This is a genomic window from Curvibacter sp. GW821-FHT01G03, assembly GCF_059422285.1.
Map to the genome: position 1 here is coordinate 1 of NZ_JBWKWP010000006.1, position 13,751 is coordinate 13,751.

Below are 13,751 nucleotides of genomic sequence, written 5' to 3' on the forward strand. Positions count from 1 at the left end.
CGAGGGGGCCGCAGCCGGCCTTGGGGCGGCCCGGCGGCCGGCTGGTGTGGCCCCCACGGTCGCGCACTTCGTGTCGTTCCCTGCCCCCCAAGGGGGCCGCAACCCGCCTTCGGGCGGCCGGGCGGCGGGTTGACCGCTTCGTTGCAGGCCTGCTGAAGGGAGAACGGCGGCTCAGCGCGCGTCGGGGAGTTCGATCTTGACTTCGAGGACTTCGAGGTTGTCCTGGCGTTCGAGGTGGACCTTGATGTCGTCGGCGTTGATGGAGACGTACTTCGAGATCACGGCCACGAGTTCGCGTTGCAGATCGGGCAGGTAGTCGGGGCTGGCAGCGCTGCGGCCGCTGCGCTCGTGGGCCAGGATGATCTGCAGCCGTTCCTTGGCCACACTGGCGGTCTTCTTCTTTTCACCGAGCAGGAATGACAGGAAGGACATGGGTCAACGTCCTCCGAACATGCGCTTGAAGAAGCCGGGCTTGACCGCCTCGACGAAACGCATCGGCTTGTCTTCGCCCAGGAAGCGGGCCACCACGTCCTTGTAGGCCTCGGACACATCGGTGCCCTGGGCGTGGATGGCGGGGGTGCCCTGGTTGGAGGCCTGCAGCACAGCCTCGGACTCGGGGATGACGCCGATCAGCTTGATGCGCAGGATGTCCTGGATGTCTTCGAGCGACAGCATCTGGCCGTCTTCGACACGGCTGGGGTTGTAGCGCGTGATGAGCAGGTGCTCCTTGATGGGCTCCTTGCCTTCGATGGCGCGTTTGGTCTTGGAGCCCAACATGCCCAGGATGCGGTCCGAGTCGCGCACCGAAGACACCTCGGGGTTGGTCACCAGCAGGGCCTCGTCGGCAAAGTGCATGGCCATGAGCGCACCGGTCTCGATGCCGGCCGGCGAATCGCACACGATGAACTCGAAACCCATGCCGATCAGGTCGTTGAGCACGCGCTCGACGCCGTCCTGGGTCAGCGCGTCCTTGTCGCGGGTCTGCGAGGCGGCCAGCACGAACAGGTTGTCGCACTGCTTGTCCTTGATCAGGGCCTGGTTGAGGTTGGCCTCGTTGTGGATCACATTGATCAGGTCGTACACCACGCGACGCTCGCAACCCATGATCAGGTCGAGGTTGCGCAGGCCGACGTCAAAGTCGATCACGGCGGTCTTGTGGCCGCGCAAGGCGAGGCCGGATGCAAAGCTGGCGCTGGTGGTGGTCTTGCCCACGCCACCTTTGCCGGAGGTCACGACGACGATCTTGGCCATGTGTTGCGAGTCCTTGGTTCTTGTAGAAATAGCTTGAATGAGGGCGGGCTCAAAGCGCTTCGATGAGCAGCTTTTCACCCACCAGGCGGATCTGGGCAACCTTGCCGGCCACTTCGGGCGGCAGGGCCACTTCGGTGGTGCGGTAGATGCCGGCGATGGACACCAGCTCGGGCTCCAGGCAGGTGCTGAAGATGCGAGCCTCGGTGTTGCCGCGGGCGCCGGCGATGGCCTTGCCACGCAGCGGGGCGTAAACGTGCACGTTGCCGTCGGCAATCACCTCGGCGCCATTGCTGACCAGCGCCAGCACCACGATGTCGGCGCCACGCGCATACACCTGCTGGCCCGAACGCAGGGGCTTGTCGATCACCACGGTGCCCGGGCCGGCCACCGGCACTTCGACCTTGACCTCCCGGATCACCTCTCGCACGACTTCCTGGACCTCGATCTGGGGCGACTCATGGCGCTGGGACAGCACCACCTCGGGCACGTCGATCAGACCGGCCGCCACAGCGGCCGCGGTCTGCTCGGGATTACCCCCCCGCACGGCGACCGGGAGTACCCGGTGACGCCGCAACAGGGCGATGAGGGCCGGAAAATCGAGCGAAGCCTCGCTGTCGCGGACCGCGCTCAGATCGATGACCAACGGGTCGTTGGAAAAAAAGTCGGGCGTGTCGCTCAGGCGGCGTGTCAGGTCGGCCACCAGCGCCGCAGCGTCGGTGGTCTTGATCAACAAGGCCACCAAGGGCAAGGTGGCGCTCTTGAAATCAAAATGGGCGCGGGCAGAGCCCGTGGTCACACCGGTCATGGATGGCTTGTGGTACGCAAAATGGGTCAAGTTTACAGCGCGACACAAGGCAGGCCACTGGCAATTGATCGGGAATGGCAGCGCCACCTCGGTGACCACTCATGCATTGACGACGTCCTATCATCCAAAAATGAGTGTCACGCGCAAAAACCACCTCGACGGCCTGGCCCTGAGCCTGTTGCTGGCCTGCTGTCTGTTCTGGGGCTTCCAGCAAGTGCTGGTGAAGGCCACGGTGCCCGAGATGGCGCCGGTGTTCCAGGCCTGGCTGCGCTTTGCGCTGGCAGCCGCCCTGCTCTGGGCCTGGTGTCGCTGGCGTGGGGTGGCGCTGTTCCAGCCCGATGGGGCGTTGGGCTGGGGTCTGTTGGCCGGCGCCCTGTTTGCCGGCGAGTTCGTGTGCATCTATGTGGGGCTGCAGCACACCACGGCCTCGCGCTTGACGGTGTTTTTGTACACCTCGCCGTTCTGGGTGGCGCTGATCCTGCCGCGCTTCCTGCCTACCGAGCGGCTGCGCCGGGTGCAGTGGGGGGGCCTGGTGCTGGCCTTTGGCGGCGTCCTGGCCGCCTTGGGCGAACGATTGGGGGCCGGCCCTGGCGGCCAGTGGCTGGGCGATCTGCTCGGACTGATGGCCGGCCTGATGTGGGGGCTGACCACCGTCGTGCTGCGCAGCACGCCGCTGGGCCGGGTGGGGCCTGAAAAACAACTGTTCTACCAGACCGCGGTGTCGGTGGCCTTGCTGCCCCTGGTGTCGCTGGCCCTGGGCGAAAGCTGGGCCTGGCCGCCCAGCGCGTTTGCACTGGGGTCGGTGGCCATCCAGGCGGTCGTCGGGGCCTTTGCCAGCTACCTGACGTGGATGTGGGTGCTGGGCCATTACCCGGCCACCAAGGTGTCGGCCTTTGTGTTCCTGACCCCGGTGTTCGCGCTGGCCGTGGGGGCCGGCTGGCTCGGCGAAGCGGTGACCCCTGGCCTGGTCGGGGCCCTGGCCCTGGTGGGCACGGGCATCGTGCTGGTGAACCGGCGATGAAACCGATGCCCAGCCCGACACCCGCCCCTCAGGCCGGATGGGCCGCGGCCCGACGAGCCGCAAAGTCGACATACCAGTCGAGGCAGGCGGCATTGGCCATGGCGTCCTTGTTGATGACTTTGTCGATCGGCTGACCCAGCAGCAACTTCTTGATGGGCAACTCTTGCTTCTTGCCGGTGAGGGTGCGCGGGATCTCGGCCACCTGAAAGACCTCGTCGGGCACGAAGCGCGGCGACAAAGCCACCTTGACGGCGTCGTTGAGACGCTGGCGCAGCGCGGCATCGAGGGTCAGGCCCTCGCGCAACACCACGAACAAAGGCATGTAGCTGTCACGGCCCAGGTACTCGAGGTCGACCACCATGGAGTCGAGCACCTCGGGCAAGGCCTCGACCGCGCTGTAAAGCTCGCTGGTGCCCATGCGCAGGCCATGGCGGTTGATGGTGGCATCCGAGCGGCCATAGATCACGCAGCCGCCATCAGCACCGATGCGCAGCCAGTCGCCGTGACGCCACACGCCACCGGCCTCGGGCCCGGCATCGCCCCCCCCGGGCCGCCGGCCATGGCCGGCGGGGTACATGTCGAAGTAGCTCGACAGATAACGCCGCCCGCCCTCATCGCCCCAGAAGAACAGCGGCATCGACGGGATGGGCTGGCTGCAGATCAGCTCGCCCACCTCGCCCTGCACGGGTTGGCCCTGCTCGTTCCAGGCCTCGACCGCACTGCCCAGCATGCGGCACTGCATCTGGCCCGGCACCTGGGGCAGTTCGCGGTTGCCACCGATGAAAGCCCCTGCAAAGTCGGTGCCACCGGAGATGTTGCACCACCAGATGTCGGCCTCGGGCGCATAGGCCTCGCTTCGCTCGTGCTCGCCCGAAGCAGCCGCCCGGGCCTGGCGCAACTGATGGAACTGTGCCGTGCCCCAGCGCTGCACCTCCTCGGACAAGGGTGAGCCCGTGGTGCCCAGGGCCCGCACCGCGCCGAGGTCGCCCACCGAGGGCAGGTCCACCCCGGCCTTCATGCAGTTGGCGAAAAAGGCCGCGCCCGCACCAAAAAAGGTGACCCCGGTCTCAGCGGCAAAGCGCCACAACGTGTGCCAGTCCGGCTTGTCGCGGCTGCCGCCGGGGTTGCCGTCAAACGTGACGCAAGTGGTGCCACTGAGCAGGCCACTGACCTGGGCGTTCCACATCACCCAGCCGGTGGAGCTGTACCAGTGGTAGCGCTCACCCCAGGAGTTGGCCTCATAGCTGCAGCCGATGTCGTTGTGCAAGGTCTTCAGGGCCAGGGCCACCAGCACCGTGCCGCCATGGCCATGCACGATGGGCTTGGGCAAGCCGGTGGTACCGCTGGAGTAGACGATCCACAAGGGGTGATCGAAGGGCAGCCACTCGGGCTCGAAGGCTGCGGTGGCCGCCGCATCGGCCACCAGGGTTTGCGCCCAGGGCGTGGCCCCGGGCAGCTGGGCCGCAGGGTCGAGGTTGCCGTGCAGCACCAGGTGCTGCACGCTGGGCAGGGCCTGGCGCAATTCAGCCACCACCGACAAGCGGTCATGGTCGCGCCCGCCGTAACTGACCCCATCGCAGGCGATCAGCACCTTGGGTTCGATCTGCTTGAAGCGGTCGAGCACCGCATGGGTCCCCATGTCGGGCGCACACAGGCTCCACACCGCCCCCAGGCTGGCGGTGGCCAGAAAGGCGATCGTGGCCTCCGGGATGTTGGGCAGATAGGCGGCCACGCGGTCTCCCCGCTGCACGCCCTGGGCACGCAGGTGCAGGGCCAGGGCCGCCACCTGACGGCGCAGTTCGGGCCAACTGAGCTCGCGTTGCTCGCCCTTCTCGTTGCGGCTGATCCAGGCCGCAAAGCCGGCCTGGTGAGCAGGCTGCACGTGGCGGAACACCTGCTGCACGTAATTGACCTGAGCCCCCGGAAACCACACGGCCCCCGGCATGGTGTTGCGCGCCAGCACTGCCGCGTGCGGGGTCGGCGACTGCAGCTCGAAATAGTCCCAGATGCTCTGCCAGAAAGCGTCCAGTTCGGTCACCGACCAGCGCCACAAGGCGTCATAGCGGTCGAAGGCCAGGCCGCGCTCGCGCTGCAGCCACTCGCGGTAAAGGGTCATCTGCGGGCGGAACGGGGCCGGGCCCGGGGGGCTCATGGTCATGTCTTGCTGTCTCCTTGAGACCCAAGGGTAGCAGTGGCCCAGGCCGCCCGTCAGCCGGGATGTCCCGCGGTCTGGCGGCCTGCGTGTCACGGGTTTGACAAGGCGCCCCTCATCTGATGGACCGGGCATTCCGGCCCCTGGCGCCCCACAAGGCCTTGGCGGGTCTCCACCATAGGCACCATGACCAGCGCCCACGACAGCCATTACAAGCTTTTGTTCTCACACCGCGAGATGGTGCGCGATCTGCTGCTCGGCTTCGTCCCGGGCGAGTGGTCGCAAGCCGCTCAATTCGACACGCTGGAGCGCGTCAACGCCAGCTACGTGAGCGACAACGACCGGCAGCGCCACGATGACATGGTGTGGCGACTGAAGGTGGGGCCGCATTGGGTCTGGGTGTACCTGTTGCTTGAGTTCCAAAGCCAGCCCGACGAATGGATGGCCGTTCGGATGATGGCCTATGTGGCCTTGCTGGCTCAGCACCTGATCAAAGAGGGTCAAATGGCGCAGGGCAAGCTACCTGCCCTGATCCCCCTGGTGCTTTACAACGGTGGCCGCAGTTGGAAAAGCCCGACCAACGTGGCCGAATGCTTCAGCCCCAGCTTGCCGGGTCTGGCACCGTTCCGCCCCCAATTGCGCTACCACCTGATCGACGCCACCCGGCTGCAACTGTCGCCCACCCCAGGCGCGCGCAATGTGGCGGCCGCTCTGTTTCAGCTGGAGCGCAGCAATACGCCAACCGACATCGCGCGCTTGGCCGCCGCCGTGGGCGACGTCCTGCTGGCCCCTGAACATCAAGCCCTGCGCCGAACCATCAACCTCTGGCTGCGACGCCTGATCCGGCGCAAAATGCCGGACATCGCCGCCGCCGAACTCGATCAGATCGACGATCTTTTGAAAGGCCCCACCATGCTCGAAGAAACCCTGGAGCGTCTCTACACTGAAGCGATTGAAAAAGGCCTGGCCAAAGGACAGTCGATCGGGATGTCCCAAGGCCTGTCTCAAGGTTTGTCCCAAGGCCTGTCCCAGGGCGCCAGCCAACTTCTGAGCCGACTCCTGGAGCAGCGTTTTGGCCCGCTGCCAACGTGGGCCAGCCAGCGCCTTCAGTCGGCGACGTCACCTCAGTTGGAGCATTGGGCCGATCAGCTGTTCACCGCTTCGACCCTGGAAACCCTGCTCGCAAGCCCGCACCCGGCCGGCTGAGGTTCACAGATGCACCGCCTCAAAGGCCGGGTGCAACTCGTCAATCCAGTGGTTGAGCTCATCCTGATTGACGTGAAGGTGGGCCAGGCAGGTCTCGCCGTGCTGACCCCACTCGCGTGAGGGCGCCAGCAGTTCGTGCTGACCCACCAGGTACTCGGCCATCAGGCCCATGGCCACCAGGTGGCGCACGGTGTCCGGGAAGCGTTCATCGTCCAGGCAGGCAAAATCATGGTGCAGCCAGATGGCCTGGGCCACCTCGTCCGACAGGCGCCAGGTGCGCGCCACGATGGCGCCGACCACGGCATGGTCGGTGCGGTGGTTGGCGTTTTCGGTCTGGGTGAAGGTGCGGTCCTTGCGGGCCAGGGCCTCGGTCAGCGTGCCCGAGTAACCCCGCACCGCACGCATCATCACCGGAATGCCCACATGGCAGAACAGCCCGAAGCTGTAACCCAGGCCCGGGTCCAGGCTGTAGAGCTGGCGCCCGATGTGCTCACAGGCAATGGCGCGGCGCTGTGAACTTTCCCAAAAATGCTCCAGCAGCGCCGAACGCACCGGCAAGGCGTGTGTGACCAGAAAACCGGTCAGCAACTCCACCGAAGGCCGAACCCCCAGCACCGTCAACGCCATGCCCACGGTGTTGACTGGCTGGGCCAATCCATGCAGCGGACTGTTGGCCTGGCGGATCAAGGCGGCGGCCATGGCCACATCGGCGGCGGCCACCTGGGAAATCTCCTCCACATCGGGCTCGCGTTGGGAGACCGCCTGTTGCAGACGCACCAGCAGCTCCGGGCAAGGAGGGATCAGGATGTCGCGCACAGCCGGGTTGCGGCGGGCAGCTTCGATGTCGGGAATGGGCAGCTTGGAAGTCACAAGGTGGCGGGCTGGAGGCCCGTCGCTGGTTGGCGCAAGAGCCCCGATTGTCGTATCAATTTGTTAACAGAACCAGCACAAAAACCACTGCTGGGTCAAACGCCTATCACGTTTGTCAAAGCGCGAACACTCCGTACTGCCCCTGCCATTTACCGCCCATCTCCCTGCTAGCATTCGCCGCATTTCTAACCAAGCAGACAGGATTTCAGCATGGGACTATTCGACTGGCGGCTGCGCAGCCCCGAGGTGTTGCAGCAGGGAGGGGTGATCGGCCCGGATGAACGGCTGCCCTGGGGGCAGACCGCGCTGATGGGGGTACAGCACGTGATCGCCATGTTCGGCGCCACCGTGTTGGCCCCGATCCTGACGGGCTTCGACCCCAACATTGCGATTCTGATGAGCGGCATCGGGACGCTGGTGTTCTTTCTGATCACCGGCGGCAAGGTGCCCAGCTACCTCGGATCAAGCTTTGCTTTCATCGGCGTGGTGATCGCGGCCTCCGGCTATGCCGGCAAGGGCCCGAACGCCGGCATGGCGGTGGCGCTGGGCGGCATCGTGGCCTGTGGCGCGGTCTACACCGCCATTGGCGCCCTGGTGCAGGCCGTGGGCACGCGCTGGATCGAACGCCTGATGCCGCCGGTCGTCACCGGTGCTGTGGTGGCCGTGATCGGCCTGAACCTGGCCAGCGTGCCCATCAAGAACATGGCGGCCAGCAACTTCGACAGCTGGATGCAGGCCGTGACCTTTGTCAGCGTGGGCCTGGTCGCCGTGCTGACACGCGGCATGCTGCAGCGCCTGCTGATCCTGGTGGGCCTGATCGTGGCCAGCGTGATCTACGCGGTGTTGACCAATGGCCTGGGCCTGGGCAAGCCGCTTGACCTGTCGGGCGTGGCCAACGCAGCCTGGCTGGGCCTGCCCGGTTTCACCAGCCCGGTGTTCAGCGCCAATGCCCTGCTGCTGATCGCCCCGGTGGCCATCATCCTGGTGGCCGAAAACCTGGGACACATCAAGGCCGTGACCGCCATGACCGGCAAGAATCTGGATGCCTACATGGGCCGGGCCTTCATCGGTGACGGTGTGGCCACCATGCTTTCGGGCAGCGCGGGCGGTACCGGCGTGACCACCTATGCCGAGAACATCGGCGTGATGGCCGCCACGAAGATCTACTCCACCGCCGTGTTCGCCTGCGCCGCCGTGCTGGCCGTGGTGCTGGGCTTCAGCCCCAAGTTCGGGGCCGTGATCCAGGCCATCCCGTTGCCCGTGATGGGCGGGGTGTCCATCGTGGTGTTCGGCCTGATCGCCGTGGCCGGGGCCAAGATCTGGGTGGACAACAAGGTTGACTTCTCCGACAACAAGAACCTGATCGTGGCCGCCGTGACCCTGATCCTGGGCACCGGCGATTTCACCCTGAAGTTCGGTGACTTCGGCCTGGGCGGCATCGGCACCGCCACCTTTGGCGCCATCGGTCTGTACGCCCTGCTGAACCGGCGTTCGGCCTGAGCAAGCGTCCCCGGCCTGCCTGGCCGGGGCATGGGGGCACCCTGCCCCCTGCGCACGCCGATTGCGCTACCCTCGGGCCTCCACACCTCAGGAGGATTCCCATGACCCCGACAGCCTCGACAGCACGTTCCCGTCTTGCCCGCCTGTTCGGCGGCGCCACCTTGCTGGCGCTGGCCCTGGCCGGCTGTGCCAGCGCCCCGACCGGTCCTCGGGCCGTGGCCGATCTGCAACCCACCCGGGGCAACAACGTCAGCGGCCGCCTGAGCTTCAGCCAGAGCGGCGATGGGGTGCGCGTGAGCGGCCAGATCACCGGCCTCAAGCCGAATGCAGAGCATGGCTTTCATGTGCACGAAAAAGGGGACTGCAGCAGTGGCGACGGCATGAGCACCGGCGGCCACTTCAACCCGGGCGGCAGTGCCCATGGCCGGCACGATGCCGGCGCCCACCACGTGGGCGACCTGCCCGTGCTCAAGGCCGACGCCCAGGGCGTGGCCCGGGTGGACTTCGAAAGCCGCGGCATCACCCTGGTGGCCGGCCCGCAGAGCATCGTCGGCAAAGGCCTGATCGTGCACCGCGACCCGGACGACTACACCACCCAGCCCACCGGCAACTCCGGCCCGCGCGTGGCCTGTGCCGTGATCCAGGCCGGCTGAGCCCCGGGCGACGGCCGCCCGCGCCCCCTCTCTTGGGGGCGTCAGCCCACGAAGCGGCCCGAAGCCCCCAGCACCCCCAGCTCGACGTAGTGCGAGCCGACATAAGGCGCACTGCCGAAGTCGACCACAAAGCCCCCCAGGTCGAGCCCGCGCACCCCGGCCAGCGCCGAGCGCAGGCGGGCCCGGTTGACGTCCTTGCCAGCCCGGTCCAGGCCTTCGGCCAACACCCGGGTGTTGATGTAGCCCTCAAAACTGCCCGGTGAGAATTCGCTCTGTCCCGCGGCCCGCATGGCCGCCTGGTAGTCACGCACCACCGCGATCTTGGCCCGGTTCGGGTCGGGAAACACCATGGTCAGCGCCACGCCGCTGCCCAGGGGCCCGAGCGCCTTCACGCCTTCGTTGCTCAGTGCCACGCTGAGGCCGACCACGGGCATGGACGGCGAGGGCTTGCGCAAGCCCGTCACCAAGGCCTGGGACACGGCCCCTGCCGTGGCCATGAACACCGCACTGGGCTTGGCCGCCAGCACCTGGTTCACCACTTCGGTCAGGTTCTTGCCCGCCGTGTCCAGCGCCACCTGGGCCACCGCCTTCATGCCCTGGCCCTCCATGGCCTTGAGGGCATCGCCCAGCACCTCGCGACCGAAACCGTTGTCCAGGTAGACGATGGCCAGCCCGTTGAGGCCCATCGAGCCCAGGCGCTGGATCAGGCGCTGCGTCTCGTCGGTGTAGCTGGCACGCACATGGAACAGGTTGCGGCTGCCGGCCTTGCGCAGCGAGCTGGCACCGCTCAGCGGCGCCACATACGGCAAGCCGTTGTCCTCGATGACGGGCAGGATGGCCGTGTTGTTGGGGGTGCCCACGCAGGACAACAGGGCCAGCACGCCCCCGTCGCCGGCCATCTTGCGCACATTGTCCAGGGTGCGGTTGGGCTGATAGGCGTCGTCCACCATCTGCAACTGCAGGCTGCGCCCCTGCACCCCGCCACGGGCATTGATCTGCGCCATGGCGGCATCGATGCCCAGCTTGAGATCCTGCCCCAAGGCGGCCAGCGGGCCCGACAGGGCCGCCGAAGAGCCGATCACCACACTGCGGCCGGACACCCCCTCCTGCGCCCGCGCCAAGCCGATCAAGGCCGGCGCCGCGGTAGCGGCCAACAGCCGGGGAGCAAGGGACAGAAATTGACGGCGTTGAGACATACCAGGCTTTGAAGAATCAGATCTAAACCCCCAGTCTGCCATTTGAGCCCGTATGTCGTCATTGGGGATGGCCCGCAATGCCCGCCCCGCCCTGAAGCCAAGCCCGCGCACACCATATGCATGTCACTTTTATGTATTTGGACGTTGTATCAAACGACCGAATAATTACTTTTCCTTATTTAAAAGCCCTCAGCCCTTCAAAAAATGAACTTTCAGCAACTGCGCTCCGTTCGCGAAACCGTGCGCTGCGGCTTCAACCTGACCGAGGTGGCCAACGCCTTGCACACCTCGCAGCCCGGTGTGAGCCGCCAGATCCGCGAGCTGGAAGAGGAACTGGGGATTGAATTGTTTGTGCGCGCCGGCAAGCGCCTGACCGGCCTGACCGACCCGGGCCAGCATGTGCTGCCCATCATCGAGCGCATCCTGCTCGACAGCGCCAACCTGCGCAAGGCGGGGCAGGAGTTCGTGGCCCAACAGAACGGCCAGCTCTCGATCGCGGCCACCCACTCGCAGGCCCGCTACGCCCTGCCGGCGGCGGTGCAGGAGTTCCGCCAGCAGTTTCCGAACGTCAAGCTCAACCTGCACCAGGGTTCACCGCGTCAGGTGGCCGAGATGCTGCTGTCGGGCGAGGCCGATGTGGGCATCGCCACCGAGGCCCTGGCCCAGTACGAGGCCCTGGTCGCCCTGCCCTGCTACCGCTGGACCCACTCGGTGCTGGTGCCGCCCGGCCACCCGCTGCTGGACGCCCCCCTGACCCTGGAGCGCCTGGCCGCCTGGCCCCTGATCACCTACGACAACGGGTTCACCGGCCGCACCCACATCGACGAGGCCTTCACCCAGCGCAAGCTCGCGCCCCACATCGTGCTCAGCGCGATGGATGCCGACGTGATCAAGACCTATGTGGAGCTGGGCATGGGCGCCGGCATCGTGGCCTCGATCGCCTACGAGGCCGAACGCGACACCGGCCTGCGCGCCATCGACGCCGGCCACCTGTTCGGCATCAACCTGACCCGGCTGGCCGTGCGCCGCGGCAGCTACCTGCGCGGCTATGTGTACGCCTTCATCGAGTCGTTTGCGCCGACGCTGAGCCGCGCCATCGTGGAAAAGGCCCTGCAGGACGAATCAGGCACCAGCGCCGACTACGAAATCTGAAACGAGGCCGCCGGCACGTCAGACACCCCGTAAGCCCGTCCGGCCAGCGCCTGCGCCAGCACCTGGGCCGGATCGATCAAGGTGGCGCCCGCCACCTCGGGGGCCCCGGGCAAGGCCAGCGGGATCTCGGTGCAGGCCATCAGCAGCGGCTGGTCGCCGTGGCGCTGCAGCAGGGCCCCGGCCACCTCGGCAAAACAGGCCTGCGCCAACAACCGGTCGCCGCGCTTGACCCCCTCGTAGATGCCCTGCATCAGGCGCTCGCGCTGGGCCTGCTCGGGCAGGATCAGTGCAATCCCCGCCTGCGCCAGCGCCTGCTCATACAACCCACTGCGGTACGTGCCCTCGGTGGCCAGCAGAATGGCCTGCCGGGCACCACGGGCCTGCAGGGCCTGTGCCACCTCCTGCGCCACGTGCAGCAACTCCAGTTGCGGAAAACGCTCCTGCAGCCGCCCGTGCCAGGCATGCGCCGTGTTGCAGGCCATGGCCACGCTGCGCGCGCCCAGGGCGGCCAGCCGCCCCAGCGCCTGCAGCATGGGCTCCAGTGGCTGGTGCGCCCCGTTGTCGCGGTTCAGCAAGGCCCCGGTGCGGTCCGGCACCGGCACCTGGGCCAGCCAATGCTCCGGAAAAGCCTGGTCCTGCACGCCTCGGCCCAGGGCCTGCAGCTGACGCGAGCAGGCTTCGACAAACAGGCGCACGAAATCGGCCCCTGCCGCCGGCCCCATGCCGCCCAGAATGCCGACCACCTGCGGCGCAGAGAGCAATGCAGGTCCCATGATCAGACGGCGGGCTTGTCGCTCAGGGCTTTCAGGTTGTCCTTGAGCTGCGGGCTCATGGGCAGGCCCAGGGGCACGCCGCGCGGCGGGATGGGCTGCATGAACCACTTGGTGTAGAGCTTCTCGAACTCGCCGCTCTTCATCATCCCGCCGATCACGCCATCGACCAGGTGCTTGAAGCCGACGTCGTCCTTGCGCAGCATGCAGGCATAGGGCTCGACCTGCAGCGACTCGCCCACCACCTCGAACTCGTCCGGGTTCTTGGCGTTGGCCTTGAGCCCGAACAGCAGGATGTCATCCATGCCGAAGGCCAGCGCCCGGCCCGACTCCACCAGCAAGAACGAGTCGGCGTGGTCCTTGCCGAAGAGCATGTTGAAGTTCAGGTTCTTCTCGGTGCTGTACTTGCGCAACACCTGCAGGTTGGTGGTGCCGGTGGTGGTGGCCACGTTCTTGCCGGCCAGGTCGGCGTAGTCCTTGATGCCCGAGCCCTTTTTGACCAGCAGCCGGGTGCCGGTGTAGAAGTGGTTGATGGCAAAGGCCACGTCCTTGCCACGCGCTGTGTTGTTGGTGGTCGAACCGCACTCCAGATCGACCGTGCCATTCATGATCAGCGGGATGCGGTTCTGCGAGGTCACCGGCTGCCACTCGATCTGCAGATCGGGCTTCTTGAGCTGCTTGCGCACCGCGTCGGCCACCGCATTGGACATGTCCACGGCAAAGCCGATGGGCTTGGAGGGGCCATCCAGGTAGCTGAAGGGCACCGACGATTCCCGGTAGGCCAGGGTGATCTTGCCGGAGGCCGCGATCTTCTCCAGGGTATCGGCCTGCACCAGGGCAGAGCCCGTGACCAGGGTGGCAGCAGTGAGCAGCAGGGGGACCATTTTCATGAGCAGACCTCTAGAGGGGGTGAGGGATGAATGGAAGGGCGAACCGTGAAGGCCCAGTGTAGGAAGGCCTGCGCCCTGGGCGGTAATTCCTTTTCACGGCATGGGCATTACAAAAGGTAATGGACCTGCTGCCGCAGCGGGAAAGCCCTGAGCAGACCCGCCAGCCCCAAGCTGGCCAGGCCCTGAGCACCGTTGGTGCCCCATAACCTCGCTGCATGGCCCCGGCCTCGATTGGCATGAGCGCGGGCGCCTGGTGCGCCCTACATTGGCAGCAGTCTTGAACCC

At 66.5% G+C, this 13,751-nt stretch carries 13 protein-coding genes; 5 read left to right on the plus strand and 8 right to left on the minus strand.

Translation table 11 applies throughout. The annotated features are described in order from the left end of the window. Positions 1 to 171: 171 nt before the first annotated feature. From minE to minC, 3 genes are read right to left on the minus strand one after another with little or no spacing between them, the layout of a single operon-like run. Positions 172 to 432 carry a cell division topological specificity factor MinE gene (gene minE / locus AC07VS_RS09480; protein WP_019573655.1) on the minus strand — a complete coding sequence of 87 codons (261 nt, stop codon included), beginning with the start codon at positions 430 to 432 and terminating at the stop codon, positions 172 to 174. Positions 433 to 435: 3 nt separating this feature from the next. Continuing rightward, positions 436 to 1,251 (minus strand): septum site-determining protein MinD, encoded by an 816-nt coding sequence (gene minD / locus AC07VS_RS09485; RefSeq protein ID WP_492349522.1) that lies wholly within the window; start codon positions 1,249 to 1,251, stop codon positions 436 to 438. 49 nt (positions 1,252 to 1,300) lie between these two features. Continuing rightward, the gene (gene minC, locus AC07VS_RS09490) at positions 1,301 to 2,056 is read right to left on the minus strand and encodes a septum site-determining protein MinC (RefSeq protein WP_494750826.1); all 756 of its coding nucleotides are present in this window, start codon (positions 2,054 to 2,056) and stop codon (positions 1,301 to 1,303) included. A 130-nt stretch (positions 2,057 to 2,186) separates the two neighbouring features. On the opposite strand from minC, the gene AC07VS_RS09495 reads away from it, so the two are divergent. Next, complete coding sequence (locus AC07VS_RS09495) at positions 2,187 to 3,077, plus strand: DMT family transporter (protein WP_492349520.1); 891 nt, start codon at positions 2,187 to 2,189, stop codon at positions 3,075 to 3,077. A 28-nt stretch (positions 3,078 to 3,105) separates the two neighbouring features. Here AC07VS_RS09495 and AC07VS_RS09500 read toward each other — a convergent pair whose 3' ends face one another. Beyond that, positions 3,106 to 5,235 carry an acetoacetate--CoA ligase gene (locus tag AC07VS_RS09500; protein WP_494750827.1) on the minus strand — a complete coding sequence of 710 codons (2,130 nt, stop codon included), beginning with the start codon at positions 5,233 to 5,235 and terminating at the stop codon, positions 3,106 to 3,108. Positions 5,236 to 5,415: 180 nt separating this feature from the next. Between AC07VS_RS09500 and AC07VS_RS09505 the strand changes: the two genes are divergently transcribed. Continuing rightward, positions 5,416 to 6,435 carry an Rpn family recombination-promoting nuclease/putative transposase gene (locus tag AC07VS_RS09505; RefSeq protein WP_494750828.1) on the plus strand — a complete coding sequence of 340 codons (1,020 nt, stop codon included), beginning with the start codon at positions 5,416 to 5,418 and terminating at the stop codon, positions 6,433 to 6,435. 3 nt (positions 6,436 to 6,438) lie between these two features. Here AC07VS_RS09505 and AC07VS_RS09510 read toward each other — a convergent pair whose 3' ends face one another. Further along, a complete protein-coding gene (locus tag AC07VS_RS09510; RefSeq protein ID WP_492349517.1) occupies positions 6,439 to 7,305 on the minus strand; it encodes an HDOD domain-containing protein in 867 nt (288 codons plus the stop codon). A 210-nt stretch (positions 7,306 to 7,515) separates the two neighbouring features. On the opposite strand from AC07VS_RS09510, the gene AC07VS_RS09515 reads away from it, so the two are divergent. Together AC07VS_RS09515 and AC07VS_RS09520 are read left to right on the plus strand one after the other, a co-directional pair. Next, positions 7,516 to 8,805: a solute carrier family 23 protein gene (locus AC07VS_RS09515; RefSeq protein ID WP_494750829.1), complete on the plus strand. Its 1,290-nt coding sequence runs from the start codon at positions 7,516 to 7,518 to the stop codon at positions 8,803 to 8,805. 101 nt (positions 8,806 to 8,906) lie between these two features. After that, entirely contained in the window at positions 8,907 to 9,458 is a 552-nt protein-coding gene (locus tag AC07VS_RS09520; RefSeq protein ID WP_494750830.1) for a superoxide dismutase family protein, read from the plus strand. A 41-nt stretch (positions 9,459 to 9,499) separates the two neighbouring features. Here the strand turns inward: AC07VS_RS09520 and AC07VS_RS09525 are convergent, their stop codons facing one another. Continuing rightward, positions 9,500 to 10,654: an ABC transporter substrate-binding protein gene (locus AC07VS_RS09525; RefSeq protein WP_494655900.1), complete on the minus strand. Its 1,155-nt coding sequence runs from the start codon at positions 10,652 to 10,654 to the stop codon at positions 9,500 to 9,502. Positions 10,655 to 10,858: 204 nt separating this feature from the next. Here AC07VS_RS09525 and AC07VS_RS09530 point away from each other — a divergent pair, with 204 nt between their 5' ends. Next, positions 10,859 to 11,806 carry a CysB family HTH-type transcriptional regulator gene (locus AC07VS_RS09530; RefSeq protein WP_494750831.1) on the plus strand — a complete coding sequence of 316 codons (948 nt, stop codon included), beginning with the start codon at positions 10,859 to 10,861 and terminating at the stop codon, positions 11,804 to 11,806. Here AC07VS_RS09530 and AC07VS_RS09535 read toward each other — a convergent pair. Continuing rightward, positions 11,794 to 12,579, minus strand: a complete 786-nt coding sequence (locus AC07VS_RS09535) for an aspartate/glutamate racemase family protein (protein ID WP_494750832.1) — start codon at positions 12,577 to 12,579, stop codon at positions 11,794 to 11,796. The two genes, AC07VS_RS09530 and AC07VS_RS09535, sit on opposite strands and share 13 nt — an antisense overlap. A gap of 2 nt (positions 12,580 to 12,581) precedes the next feature. Continuing rightward, complete coding sequence (locus AC07VS_RS09540) at positions 12,582 to 13,466, minus strand: transporter substrate-binding domain-containing protein (protein ID WP_492349511.1); 885 nt, start codon at positions 13,464 to 13,466, stop codon at positions 12,582 to 12,584. Positions 13,467 to 13,751 lie beyond the last annotated feature (285 nt).